9 protein-coding genes are annotated in these 12,707 nt (G+C 71.4%); 2 read left to right on the top strand and 7 right to left on the bottom strand.

Annotation, left to right across the window (positions count from 1 at the left end; genetic code table 11):
* Positions 1-186 precede the first annotated feature (186 nt).
* The 4 genes from AB0F81_RS38045 to AB0F81_RS38030 all read right to left on the bottom strand — a co-directional run bounded on the left by AB0F81_RS38045 (position 187) and on the right by AB0F81_RS38030 (position 6,310).
* The gene (locus AB0F81_RS38045) at positions 187-1,380 is read right to left on the bottom strand and encodes an FIST N-terminal domain-containing protein (protein ID WP_360205743.1); all 1,194 of its coding nucleotides are present in this window, start codon (positions 1,378-1,380) and stop codon (positions 187-189) included.
* Positions 1,381-1,713: 333 nt separating this feature from the next.
* Positions 1,714-3,411: a hypothetical protein gene (locus AB0F81_RS38040; RefSeq protein ID WP_360205741.1), complete on the bottom strand. Its 1,698-nt coding sequence runs from the start codon at positions 3,409-3,411 to the stop codon at positions 1,714-1,716.
* A 2-nt stretch (positions 3,412-3,413) separates the two neighbouring features.
* Positions 3,414-5,237 (bottom strand): Hsp70 family protein, encoded by a 1,824-nt coding sequence (locus AB0F81_RS38035; RefSeq protein ID WP_360205739.1) that lies wholly within the window; start codon positions 5,235-5,237, stop codon positions 3,414-3,416.
* Between the two features lie 74 nt (positions 5,238-5,311).
* The gene (locus AB0F81_RS38030; RefSeq protein ID WP_360205736.1) at positions 5,312-6,310 is read right to left on the bottom strand and encodes a hypothetical protein; all 999 of its coding nucleotides are present in this window, start codon (positions 6,308-6,310) and stop codon (positions 5,312-5,314) included.
* A 116-nt stretch (positions 6,311-6,426) separates the two neighbouring features.
* On the opposite strand from AB0F81_RS38030, the gene AB0F81_RS38025 reads away from it, so the two are divergent.
* Complete coding sequence (locus AB0F81_RS38025) at positions 6,427-8,904, top strand: BTAD domain-containing putative transcriptional regulator (RefSeq protein ID WP_360205734.1); 2,478 nt, start codon at positions 6,427-6,429, stop codon at positions 8,902-8,904.
* Between the two features lie 24 nt (positions 8,905-8,928).
* Here the strand turns inward: AB0F81_RS38025 and AB0F81_RS38020 are convergent, their stop codons facing one another.
* On the bottom strand, positions 8,929-9,312 hold the full coding sequence (locus tag AB0F81_RS38020) for a MerR family transcriptional regulator (protein WP_360205732.1): 384 nt from the start codon (positions 9,310-9,312) through the stop codon (positions 8,929-8,931).
* Between the two features lie 83 nt (positions 9,313-9,395).
* On the opposite strand from AB0F81_RS38020, the gene AB0F81_RS38015 reads away from it, so the two are divergent.
* Entirely contained in the window at positions 9,396-10,271 is an 876-nt protein-coding gene (locus tag AB0F81_RS38015) for a polysaccharide deacetylase family protein (protein WP_360205729.1), read from the top strand.
* 162 nt (positions 10,272-10,433) lie between these two features.
* Here the strand turns inward: AB0F81_RS38015 and AB0F81_RS38010 are convergent, their stop codons facing one another.
* Both AB0F81_RS38010 and AB0F81_RS38005 read right to left on the bottom strand, forming a co-directional pair.
* Positions 10,434-10,919 (bottom strand): HIT family protein, encoded by a 486-nt coding sequence (locus AB0F81_RS38010; protein WP_360205727.1) that lies wholly within the window; start codon positions 10,917-10,919, stop codon positions 10,434-10,436.
* Between the two features lie 71 nt (positions 10,920-10,990).
* Positions 10,991-12,457 (bottom strand): hypothetical protein, encoded by a 1,467-nt coding sequence (locus AB0F81_RS38005; RefSeq protein WP_360205725.1) that lies wholly within the window; start codon positions 12,455-12,457, stop codon positions 10,991-10,993.
* Positions 12,458-12,707: the final 250 nt, after the last annotated feature.

The following is a 12,707-nucleotide window of genomic DNA, read 5'->3' as shown; positions in this document are numbered from 1 at the left end:
CCGGGACCCCGCGATCGCCCGGCACGTCGTTTCACCCTGGCCGACGGCGCGACGTGGGTCAAACGACTCCGCCGTTAGCTGGCATGGACAGCAAGGCCTGCCGCCACTGCGCGATCTGCTGCGTAGGGCGCCCTCGGTGTAACCGTCGTCCTTACGGCAGCCTGGCGGGCCGGCTCGCGAGCGCCTTCAAGCGACCGCGAGTGTCACCACGGTCAGGTAGTGCATGCCGCGCGAGCCTCGGCTGCGGGCGAACTCCCCGTAGGTGTAGAAGCCGGCCATCGGCACTCCGGGGATCGTGTTCTCCATCGCGGCGATCTCCTGCTCGATGCCGGCGGGGCCGAGCCGGGCCTTGCGGACTCCGCAGTCGAACACCAGAGCACCGGCCGGCTGATCCCCGCCGAGTGATTCGATCGCCTGCCGGCACGACTCCGCGCCCGCCAGGATCAGCGACTCCTCCTCGGTGACCATCTCCCATACCAGCGCGCCCTGCGGTACGTCGGCGATGAACACCAGGGAGCCGTCCTCCGGGTTGGCGGCGTGCGCGATCCGGATGTCCTCCCCGGTGCGCCGTGCCAACCCGAGGGGTTTCGCGAAGGCGGCGTCCTGGAATGCCTGGGCGTCGGCGACAAGCGACCGGTCGGCGTTGATCCGCTTGAGGTAGACGTCGAGGGCCGGTGTCTCGTCGAGCTCGTACAGCCGTCCGCCGTCGCTGCGTGTCACGACCATCGGGTCGCCGCGTTTGCGCCAGCCGTGGGCGATGCCGATGCCGAGGCTGGCGTCGGAGCCGAGGCCCACGCCGACGACCGCATCGGTCAGCACCTGAACACCGTGACGGTCGCCCAGGAACTGGTGGGTGCGGCTGAACGTCATGTCGTCGCCGGCGCACCCGCCGACCAGCGGCACCGCCGCGCTCGCGGCCGCGTAGGCGCCGCGTATCACCTCGTCCTGTACCCCGGAGAGCCCGTCGCACAGCAGCAGACCCGCGCGGTGCTCCTTGGTCAGGCCGGCCAGTCCGGCGACCGCGTCGGCGCCCGCATCCTGCGGGCGCGTCGAGACGCTGTGCCCGACCGCGGTGCGCACTTCCAGGCCTGCGCCGCCGAGAGCCGCCACAACCACGCCTGCCTCGGCAGCGCCCGGCCCGGAGACGATCGCACCGGTGGTCGTGCAGCCGACGATGACGCCGCCCTCGCCCGCCTCGCCTCGAACGCCATCGAGCAGAGGTTCGAACTCGTAGCGCGTCGAGCATAAGACGATCAACAGGCTCGGGTCGCGCCCGGCGACCGCCAGCGCCGCAGCGGCCTTGCCGGCGGTCGAGGCGTCCTCGCTCGCACTGTGCCCCACACCCATCCAGCGTGACGGATCGCCGGTCCGGCTCTGCATACCCTCCCTATCGGCAGCCGATCGCTGGTGCTGAGCTCGTGGGAGCCATCGCGGGCCGTGGACCTGCGGAGCCCAACCGTCTCAGGGCATCCGGCACCAAGCTTCAGGGACCGGGCTGTCGCGACTGGTCGGCCTCCGCGGTCCCGGCGCGCAGCTGCCCGACCAGCGCCGCGGCGGTCAGTCCGCCGCCGGGGCGGACGCGTCCATCGATTTCCACGTCGTCGGGTGCGCGGCCGCGCAACGTAGGTGGCGGTGCTGGAGGTGCCCAGTGAGAAACCGGGACGGGTGGCAGGCGGTGTAAGCCTCATACCGCTGACGGCGCACGACAGGCCGTCAACCCGGCGGCGAGGCGTTCCACCGCCGAAGGGTCTCCGATGAGCCGGCGACGTCGGAGTAGTCGCCGATCGCTTGCGCAACCCGAGCGGCTCGTTCGTGGAGATCTTCGTTGTACGGATCGACGGCGAGCGCCTGCTGGATGAGGGTGACGGCGTGGGCGGGTTCGGCATGATCGGCAAGGACCACGTACGCGTCCAGGACCTCGCGGCGTAGCGTTTCGCGGGCCGGCGTTAGCCAGGCCCATTGATGGCCGGCGGCGAGTTCGCCGTCGTAGAGGTCGACCACCTCTCGGCAAGCCGTCAGCTGGCGTGCGCTGCCGGCGGGGTGGGCGGCGGCGGCCTGGACGGCGTCGCGCCAGGCCCGCAGGTCGGTATCGACGGCGCGGGTGTTGAGCCGGTAGCGGTGGTCGATCCGGTGGATCGGGTCGGCGCCGAGTAGGGGTTGGAGTTGTTTGCGCAGGTCGCTGACGGTGGTGTGGAGCCGTTGGGTGATCGTGGCGGGCGGTATGCCGGGCCAGCAGGCTTGCACGAGCTCGTTCGCCTCGGCGCCGGCCGGGTGGATCGCCAGATAGGCGAGGATCTGCGAGCCGGCGCTGCGGCGTAGCCGGATCTCCTGCCCGCCGACGGTGAGCCGGCATCGGCCGAGCAGTTCCAGGCGTGCGGGCGCATCCGTCGTCTGCGGCGCAGGGTGGGCGGCTGGCGGAGTCCGTGGTGCTGTGTCCTCGACTGCACCGGCGTGCAGGTGGCCGGCCAAGGCGATCAGGTCGCGCGCCTCCTGCTCACCGAGGACACAGACTCGCTTCGGCGCGCCGGGGCTGCCGGTAACGGTGCCGTCGACGGCGACGTGCCAGCGTGCGCTGGCCGTGGGGCAGTTGTCCAGCACCAGCAGGGTGCCGTCGGCCGTGGTGAGGTCGGTCCCGGGGAGCAGCGACAGCAGGTCGGCTTCGCTCACCCGTACCCGATAGGTGTTGTTGTCGGTGGCTGCGGCCAGGACTGCCGTGACCAGCAGGCCGCGCGCGGCTGCGGCCGCGCCCGGACCGGTGAGCGCCAGGATCCCGGCGGGTGGCGGGTTCAGGGCGACCGGTCCCGCAGGCAGGTCAGCGGCGCTGACCGCCGCCACGGTCGCGGGCAAGGGCTGCAGGCCGGGGTCGTCGGCGTGGCTGCATGGCGGCCCCGGACGGTAATGGCGGCGCCGGTGCAGCCACACCAGAGAGGTGACGGCGGTGACGGCTATAGCGGTCGGGTAGGGGATCCAACCGCCGCCGGGCAGCGTGATCCCGTCGGCGCCCGCCCGGGATTCCGGGAGCTGTTGTGCGACGGCCGGCGCGGCGGAGCCGGCATCGACGGAGACAGCGCCGGGCAGGGTGAAGGCGGCGACGCCGGCCATCGAACTGGCGGTGACCTGCGCGGGAGTGGGCAGCGGCATGCGGCGCAGCCGTCGCCAGCCGAGATGCACGCGCCGCAGCGCGCGGCGACCCAGGTAGGCGAGAAGCAACAGCCAGGCCACGCCGGCGACCCCGCCGCAGCAGACGATGATCGTTTCCGGGGTGAGCGGATTCTGCAGCCAGGCGTCGATCTCGGTGCGGGTGGGCCGGGTCAGCGGGTGTTCGATGAGCCACGAGGCGGCCAGCAGCGGTGGCCCGGCGACGACGGTGAGCAGGATCGTCGCGGTGACCAGCCGGTTGGCCAGGCGCATGGTCAGCGGGCTGGGGGAGTGGCGCGGGCCAGCGTCCAGGTGCGCTGGGCGAACCAGGCGGCGACGGCGAACGCGTAGATGACGGCGAGGATGTTCGGCCCGGACCGGGAGATGATCAGGGTGAAGAAGCCGAGCAGCACGGTGAGCACGATGCGGGCGGCGACGTGGCGGACCAGCGCGCAGGTGATGCCGACGCCCATGAGCAGGCCACCGGTGTAGCCGACCAGCTCGTTCCAGCCGTTGGCCCACCACGGCAGTCCGGCGTGCCACCACAGGGCGACCGCGACGGTACCGACCGCGGCGGTGATCATCGAGCTGGCGGGGAAGGTCAGGAACGCGTCCCAGCCGCCGGCCGGGGTCGCAGGGCGGCGCCAGGTGAGAGCGGCCAGCACCAGCGCACACGCGACGGCCGGCAAGATCGGCAGCAGGGACCAGCGCAGCATCTGACTGGTCGGGTAGGCGAAGTAGACCGCGGCGGTGATCGCGTAAAGGCACGCGACCGCCGCTCCGGCGCCGGCCGCTAGGGCGAGCCCGCTGGTTATCCGCGAGCCGGGGTACGCGCGAGCCGCCGCCGCGTTGCTCTGATGGTCGAGGATCGTGGCGAACAGTGACGCTGCCTGCAGGAACGTGATGGCGGCGAGCACGGCGGCGACGGTGAGCTCACCCCAGACCGCGAGCACGTAGTAACCCTCGCGCGGAAAGGTCGGGGTGCCGTTGTTGAAGTCGGCGGTGAACACGAAATGCCCGAACAGCAGCAGCGACGCCAACCCGGGCAAGGCGAGCGCGAGCAGCCGCCGAGCCGGCGGCAACGCCACGGCCGGGCCTTGCTCCGGTGCGGCCGGGTCAGCGTCCGCCGCTCCCAGCGTGGCGACCAGCTCGGGCCGCGGTGCCACCTGCGCAACCACGCCGAGCTTCGCAGCGACGCTCTCCGCGGCGCCGGCGGTGGCTGCGGCCGCACCGATCAGATAGGCGGCGTCGATCTGATCGGGCTTGAGGTCGGCGTTGGCGACCGCTTCAGCCGCCACCTGACCTGCTCGTTCCAGCACGGGCTGCGCGGCCTGCCGCACGGTGTCCGCGGTGAGCACCACGGCGGGCAGGCCGCCGGGCATCGGCATGGTGACCGCCGGCTGCTCGGCAAGGGCCTGCTTGGCGGTGCGAATCCCGGCGAGCGCCGCCCACCGCTGCGGTGGTGCCAGCGCGTCCAGGTCGACGCCGACGGCCGCGGCCAGCTCGTGGTCGATCTGGTCGCCGCCGGCCGCCGGGTCGGCGAGGGTGGAGAGAACCTCACTGCCGTCGAGCACGGTCGCTTCGCAACCGGCTCCGACGTCGATGACCAATAAGGTACGCGGGGAAGCACCGTCCTGATCCGGAAGCTGGGGGAGGGCCGCGACCGGCGCCTCGACCACCCGGGAGACCAGCAGACCGGCGTGCCGCGCCGCGTTACGCAGCCGGGTGCGTTTGCGCGGTCCCCACCCGGCGGGCACGACCAGGCGAACATCCTCGACCGGCTCGCCGGCGACGCGCTTCGCCTCGTCGGCGACCTGGCGCAAGGTGGCGGTGAGCAGGTCGGCGATCGGCACGGGTCTGCCCGCGACGGTGATCTGCTCACCGCTGTGCCGTAACGGCGAGAGGACGAAGCCGTCCGGGTCGGTGGCGGCCTGCTGCCACGCCGCCGGGCCCACCGCGATGCCCGCGTCACTGACGTGCACGGCGCTGGACAGCTCAGTGGCGCCGCCGAAGGTGAGTGTCGTCGCGGAGCCACCGGGCCAGGTCAGCACCGCGCGGGTCGAGGCGGCACCGTAGTCGATCGTCAGCGACGCAGCCATGACGATCAGTGAAACAGATTGCCGTCGATGCGTCAGCCCTGTTGGCGGCAGGAGCCCGATGTGCGCGGCCGACGTCAGGCCTCATACGGGTCCCAGCGGGCGGCGTATCTCAGCAGCGAACGGGCCAAGTCCGGGTGGGTGGCAGCCCATCCGGTGTCGAACAGGAGCCACTGGTCGAAGCCGAAGAAGTCGTCGATGTAACGGGCCACCTGCGCGATATGCGGTTCCAGGTGGATCAGCGACTTCACGGGTTGTTCAGCGAGCAACAACGCCAGCACCTCCCGGTGGATCGCCTCGTGCGCGGCCACCGTGTCGAGGCCGGACGGTGCCGGGTCGTACCCGGGCAACCGGGCGTAGCGCTGTAGAGCCCGGCCGATGTCGGTCTCACCGGGTGCCACCAGCGACCTCAGCAGCCGGGCGTCCCGCGGCCAGCCACCGGTATCAACATCGTGGACGCCTGCGAGGTGAGCCGCCAATTCCGGCAAGCTCAAGCCGGGAAAGGTCAGGGCGCCCTGAAGGTCGAGGTTGGTGCCCGTGCCAGAGTGCTGCCAGCCCAGCCGAACCGCGAAGACGCTGTCCGATCCCGGCGACACCGGCCGCACGATACGAACCGGCACGCGGTGGTCGAAGACGGCGTTGAGCGAGCCGGTGTCGGTGGGCAACGGCCAGGTGTCGTGCAGCAGGTAGGCAAGCCGGCCCGGCGCCGCCGCGACGGCCTCATCATCGATGAAGTAGTAGGCCAGGTCGACCTCGTCATCGTCGGTCCGCACTCGGAGGGCGTGCTCGCCGAGCCGGATGTTGGTGGCCTTGTCATCGCCCTCCACCCACAGATACTCATGCAGGAGCGCGCGCAGTTCGTCGACGGTTTCCGGCCGCGGCAGGTTCCGCTCGCCAGCCTTCAGGAAGATCGAGTCCAGGCCGTAGACGTCGCCGCCGAGCTCGTTCTCGATCCATTCCTCGGGATCTTCCTGGTTCCAGCCACGGCGGAACCAGTCGAGCACTGTGGCATCGGGTACGCGGACGACCCGTTTGCTGAACGGCGAATCCTCCCGCCACCGGCACACGAAGAACATGCGACTGACCCTAGGCGTTGTGAGGTTCTGTGAGCGGTTGTGAGCCGCCGGAACACCCCCCCCGCCAGCACGGGCCGGTCATAGCGTCGACGCCGAGAGACAGCCTGGAGGTGGGCATGATTCGGTTGGTTGCTGCGGTGCGGGCGGTGATGGTCGCCGGCACTCTGGTGGTCGGCGTCCCGCTGCTGCTGATGGGCACGGTCGGAAGCCCGGTGCCGGAGCACCTGCCCACGGCCGAGCAGTTCCATGCGTGGGCGCAGGATCCGTTGCACCCCCGTTTCGCCGGCGCGACCGTCCGTACCCTGATCTGGCTGTTATGGGCGATGATCGCCGTCATCGCGGCGGCGGCGCTGGCCGCCCGGGTGTGGCGGTGGCCGTGGGCTCGCGTGGCCGCCTACCTGCCCGGCCCGCTGCAGGGGCTGGCTGCCACCCTGCTCGGCGCGGCCGCGGTGGCCAGCGTCGGCTCCGCCGTGCAGGCGCAGGCGACCAGCCACCCCTCGACGGCAGCACCGCAGGACCACCACGAGGCCGCGGCCGGCCACCGGCTGCGGGCGGCGACCGAACCGCAGCGGGCGCAGGTCACCGTCACGGTCCGGCGCGGGGACACGCTCACCAAGATCGCGAAGCGACGGCTGGGTGACGCCGACCGCTGGCCGGAGATCTACCGGCTCAACCGCGGCAAGAGCGTCGCCGAGGTCGGTGGCCGCCTGCGCGACCCCGACGTCATCCAGCCCGGCTGGCGACTCGCCCTGCCCATCGCGGCGAACCCGAAGCCGCGCCCGCCGGCCGTCTGCGAGAAGCCCGCCGAGCGCGCCCCCGCCCCGCCGCCCACCGCGAGCCCGAGCGCGGAGAAGCAGAGTCCCGCCGGATCAGCCCGGTGGCAAGACGGGGTTTCGCTGCCCGGCGGATGGATCAGTATTCCGTTCGCCGCCTCCCTGATCGGTGCCGCAACGATCGTGTGGCTGCGCCGCCGCCGGCACGCCGGCGCAGGCGATCCACCGTCGCCGCCACTTCCCGCCGTGATGACCACCCTCAAACGCGAGGTACGACGCCGCGCCCCGCAAACGCCGGATCCCGTCGTGCCGCCGACGACGGTCGCCGACTTCAACGCCACCCCACCCGCCGAGCGCGACGATCCGCCGCAGCCCGGACCCAGCGGGCTCGACCTCGCCGGGCTCGCCGCCTCCCCGAACGGCCGCGGCCTGATCGGACCCGGCGCCGAAGCGGCCGCGCGGGCGCTGCTCGTCGCCACCCTGTCCGCGGGAACACCCGCCGACCCGGACGCGCAAAGCCAGGTCATCGTGCCCAGCGACACCCTGACCACCCTGCTGGGCGCCGCTGCGCCGCAGCTCGCCGCCACACCACGACTGCACCTCGCCGGAGACTTCGCGGAGGTGCTCACCCGCGCCGACGAACTGCTGCTGGAACGCCGCCGGCTCCTGGAAGAACACGACGCCGAGGATCTGGCGGCGCTGCGCGCCGCCGAGCCGTACCACCCGCCCATGCCGCCGGTGCTCCTGCTGGCCACGGCGCCGCCGGCTGACCAGCGGGCCCGGCTGCTCACGACCGTACGCATCGGCGCGCCCCTGCAGATCACGGCGGTGCTGCTCGGCGACTGGCCGGACGGCGACACCCTCACTGTGAACGCCGGCGGTACCACCCGCGCCGGCCGGCTCGCGGTGCTCGACGCAGCGACGACCGTGCAGCTGCTCGCTGTGCTGCGCGAAGCGCACGCCGCGAGAGCAGAACCGGAGGCCAGCAACGGCAACATCCCGACCATGGTGGCTGCGCCCACCGCCGAACCCGTGGCCCGCAGCAACCCCGCCGGACGCATTCCGCCGTCATCGGGAACGCAACCAGTACGCGTGCGGTTGCTCGGCAAGCCGGAGATCCTCGGCCGCGACGGCAACTCGGTCACCGGGCTGCGTCACCACGCCCGCGAACTGCTGGTCTATCTGGCTGTGCACCGCGACGGGGCCCGGCTGCCGGACATCATGGAGGCGTTCTGGCCCCGCGCAACGGTCCGTCGCGCCGCCGAGCGGCTCTCGACCGAAGCCGCCAACCTGCGCCGGCACCTGCGCCAGGCCGCGGGGGACAAGAGCGTCCAACCGGTGATCAACACAGGCGGCCACTATCACCTCGATCCGGACCTGCTCGCCATCGACCTCTGGCAGCTCAGCGACGCACTGCGCGGGGCCGCCGCCGACCCGGCTGCCCGCCTGGACCTGCTGCGGCGCGCCGTCGACACGCACACCGGGATCCTCGCCGAGGGCTTCGACTACGACTGGATCGAACAGCCGCGCGAACACTTCCGGCGCCTGGGCGTACGCGCGCGGGTCGAGCTGGCCGAGCTGGTCGATCCCGAGGAGGCCGCCAGACTGCTAGGCGATGCGGCATGCATCGATCCGATCAACGAGGAACTCGCCCGGCGGGCCATCCGTGCGACTCTCGCGACCGGCGACGAGCCCGGCGCCGCCCTGGTGCTGCATCGCCTGCGGCAGGCCTTGGCCGACATCGACGAGGAGCCGTCCGCGGAAACCGTCGCCTTGGCGCGCCGGCCAGCCTCGGTGATCAAGGCGCGGTCGTCGCCGTGAGCCGCTTCGGCGCGTTGCTGCGCTTCACTGCCTCGGCGTCGGCGGGCCGGTGGCCTCCGCGGCGGTGGTGATCACCTGGTCGAGCACGTCGCGGGAGTTCGCCAGCTCGGCCATCATGCGATCGATACGGTCCCGTTCGGCGGTCAGGTCGGCCACCAGCCGCGGGCTCGCGATCGCGGACGGGCCGCCGTCGGAGTCACGCATGCAGGGCAACAGCCGTGCGACGGTCTTGCTGTGCAGCCCGGCCGCGAACAGTTCCTGGATCCGGATCACCCGATCGACCGCGCGCTCCGGGTAGTCACGGTGCCCGCCGCCGGTGCGCCCGGCGGCGAGCAGGCCCTGCTGCTCGTAGTAGCGAAGCGATCGTTCGCTCACTCCGGTCCGGCGCGCCAGCTCGCCGATGCGCATCCAGGCCTCCCTCGTCCTCGACGCTGTGACCCGCGTCGCTCGCCCTTGAATCTGACACCGACGTTAACTTCTACGGTTTCCCCATGACGACCATCGATGACCAGCAGCTCTACCCCTACAGCCCGATCGTCGACCGAGCACCCCTGGCCTGGCCCGGCGACGCCAAGGTTGCCGTCTACATCGGCCTGAACCTCGAGCACTTCCTCATCGACCGCCCGTCCACCAGCATCTGGCCCGGCACCGCCGACCTCGTGCCCGATGCGCTCAACTACGGGTGGCGCGACTACGGTGTCCGGGTCGGCGTCTGGCGCACGATGGACGCGCTCGATCGCAACGGCCTGCGTGCCAGCGTGCTGGCGAACTCTCTCGCCGTCGAGCGGTACCCGCAGATCGTCAAGGCCGGAGTGGAACGCGATTGGGCATGGCTCGCCCACGGCCGTACGAACTCGACCCTCCACGCGGGCTTGTCGGTCGAGCAGGAACGCCGAGTTCTCACGGAGATCGTCGACACCATCGCCGCCGCCACGGGCCGCCGGCCGCGCGGCTGGATGGGGCCGGGCCTGACCGAGACGTTCGCGACCCCGCGTCTGCTCGCCGAGCTCGGCCTGACCTACGTGCTGGACTGGACCAACGACGATCAGCCGTACGCGCTGAACGTGCCCGGCATGTACAGCATCCCGTACTCGGTGGAACTCAACGACCTCAACCTGTTCGGCAAGAGCGTCACCGGTCCCGAATTCGTCCAGATCGTCAAGGACCAGTACGAGCAGCTGCGTGCCGACGCGCAGCACGGCAGCGGCCGGGTGTTCGCGCTCGCGCTGCACCCATTCGTCATCGGCCAGCCGCACCGCGCCAAGTACCTCGAGCAGGCGCTGGCGTTCCTCGCCGCGCAGCCCGACGCCTGGCTCACCACCAGCGACGAGATCGCCGAGCACTACCGGCACGAGACAGCGGTGTGACGCGGCGAGCCCCGCCGCCGTCTCCAGGCCGCGGGACTCTCGGCGGGCGCGGACTCCCAGGTTTTCGATGATGCCGCTGTCCCGTGCGTGACGAGGCGCAACGCTCAGCGCAGGGGGAGCCGCGGCACTCCCTGCCCTTACCTGCCCTGGGCGAGATAATGATCACGACGAACGGAAGCCGTTCAACTCGGCGCGCAGCGCCGTGGCGGCGGCCTCGAGTTCGTCTTCGGGGAGCCCTGCGAATTCCTTGCTCTGGAACCCGGTGACGCCGGACGAGAGGGTTTCGAGGACCAGCTCGCCTTTGATCATGGAGGTGTTCAGCGCGTCACCCTCCCGATGCGGCGCGAGGTGGACGTGCAGATGCGGGGTGCCGCCGAAGATGTAGACAAAGACGAGATCGACGCCTGTCACCGCGCGAAGCGCGGCACTACACCGGGCGATTGCCGGGCCGAATGTCGCGGCCTCGGCACCGTCAAGGTCGGGAAGGTAGGCGATGTGGCGCTTGGGTTCGAGGTAGGACGAAGCTATGGTCGGATTTCCCGGCCCGATGCTCGTCGAAAGTCGCCACAGCTCATCTTCCCAGACCTGGACGCGGCCGAGTTCCTTATCGATTTCAGCGCCACGGCACAGCCCGCACTCATCCACCATTTCTCCTCCTGTGTGTCGCCATTCAGTCCCGGGGGCCGGTTCGATCAGGAATTCCGTTCACAGCGAGGCATCTACGTGTCGGCGGGCCGCATCAGCGGAGCCACGTCGTCTCCCAGGACCGACCGTCGCCGCACCGGGCGGTTGAGTATGGCCGGGGGTATCGGGCCGCACACCACCGCGAGAGCGGTTGCGTTGTCGTCGCCGCCCAGCTCATCCGCACGCCTGCACAGCTTTGACACCAGCAGTGGGGCGTGGACCTGGTCGGCCTCGCCGAGCAGGTCGTGAAGCACATCGGGGAAGCTCCAGTCGTCGATTCCCTCGGTGTCGTCCGGCATCCGGCAGGCTCCGTCGGACAGCAGGAGCATCACATCCCCGAGGAAGACGTCAGCCCGGCCGGCCGACACTACGCGCTGCGGCTGTGGAAGCGCGCTGGTGACAACCTGACCGTCGGTAGCCGTCACCCTGCGACCGGCGCGCAGTGCGGACGCGCGTAACGAATGCTCGGTGGAGAGCCGGGACACCGACATTCCGTGCGACCGCGGCCGGGCCAGGTACAGCCGGCAGTCGCCGATGCAGACCCAGCTGACGTGCGTGCCGGTCACCTGGATGATCACACCGACCGTGCATGAGTCCGGGGATACCGACATCGGGGGGCTGCTCATGGCCTCCACCGCGGCCTTCAGGGCCTCGTGCGGGTCCCAGACATTGTCGCGCCACTGGGCTCGCAGCTTGCGGCGCAGTTCACGCGAGGCCCATCTGCCGCCGCCGTCGCCCGTGCCGGACACCCCGTCAAGGACCGCAGCGACCAGGCCGTCGCCGGTCCAGTCCCAGACGGAGGCATCCTCATTGTCGCCGTCGGGACGGCCGCGTGCCTTCATCCAGCCCGTGACGCTCTCGTCGGCCACCTGCACCCGCGTGCCCCGGTCCAGCCGTGGCCGGCCCTCATGCCCGAGGAACGGGCCGACCCGGTCCAGTAGTTCGCCGGCGGTCTGGGCGCGCCGGCTCGGATCAGGGTGCAGGCTGGCAAGGATGGCCAGATCAGTGCCGGGCGGCCACTCCCCGCCGAGTACCCCCGCATCGATCACCGCGTGCTTCGCGTCGCGGGCCCAGCGACCGCTGGCCAACCGGTGCAGCAGGAAGCCCAGTGCGAACAGGTCGGCACTCGGCCCGTGCGAGCTCACCCGCCGCATGGGCTCGGGCCAGGCCACCGTCGCACCCAGCCCTGGCGCGCACCACACGTTCAGCGTGTCACCGGTCAACCGCAGGCTCCACGGAGCCAGTACGGCCGCACCCTGCACATGCCATTCCTCCAGGGCCGGCAGGAGCCGGCTCAGGGCGTTGAGCAGGATCGTCGGCGAACGCTGGTTTCCCTCGTTCTGCAACAGCTCGACGAGGCTCGCCCCCGTCGGCCGCTCAGGCCAGTCGAACCCGATGGCCTTCGGCATGATCACTGCCGACAGCGCGGCGGGGCGCAGCACTTCCGGCGGGCCGGTGTTGGCGGGGTCATCGCTGATCTGCGACGGCTGCGGAATGCTCATGTTCACCCTATTCATGCGCGTCGTAGGCATCGTGACCGTCGGTGGGTCGGCGGTGGCGCACCTGAGCCAGCCCGGGAGGGGCGTCCCTCCCGGGCTGCGCATCCGGGTAGTCGTTAATGTCCCCCGCGCTCGCGCTGCTGGGATGCGCGCTCGCGTTGCTGGGTCGCGCGCTCGCGGGCCTGGTCGGCGGTGGCGTGGGCCTCGGTGGCGCGCTCGCGCTCTCCGCCGGCGCGCTCGCGGTCCTCGGTGG

This window comes from Actinoplanes sp. NPDC024001 (genome assembly GCF_040638955.1).
Taxonomy (GTDB): Bacteria; Actinomycetota; Actinomycetes; order Mycobacteriales; family Micromonosporaceae; genus Actinoplanes.
The sequence above is the reverse complement of the archived record's forward strand: the minus strand, read 5'-3'. Positions and strand labels throughout refer to the sequence as shown.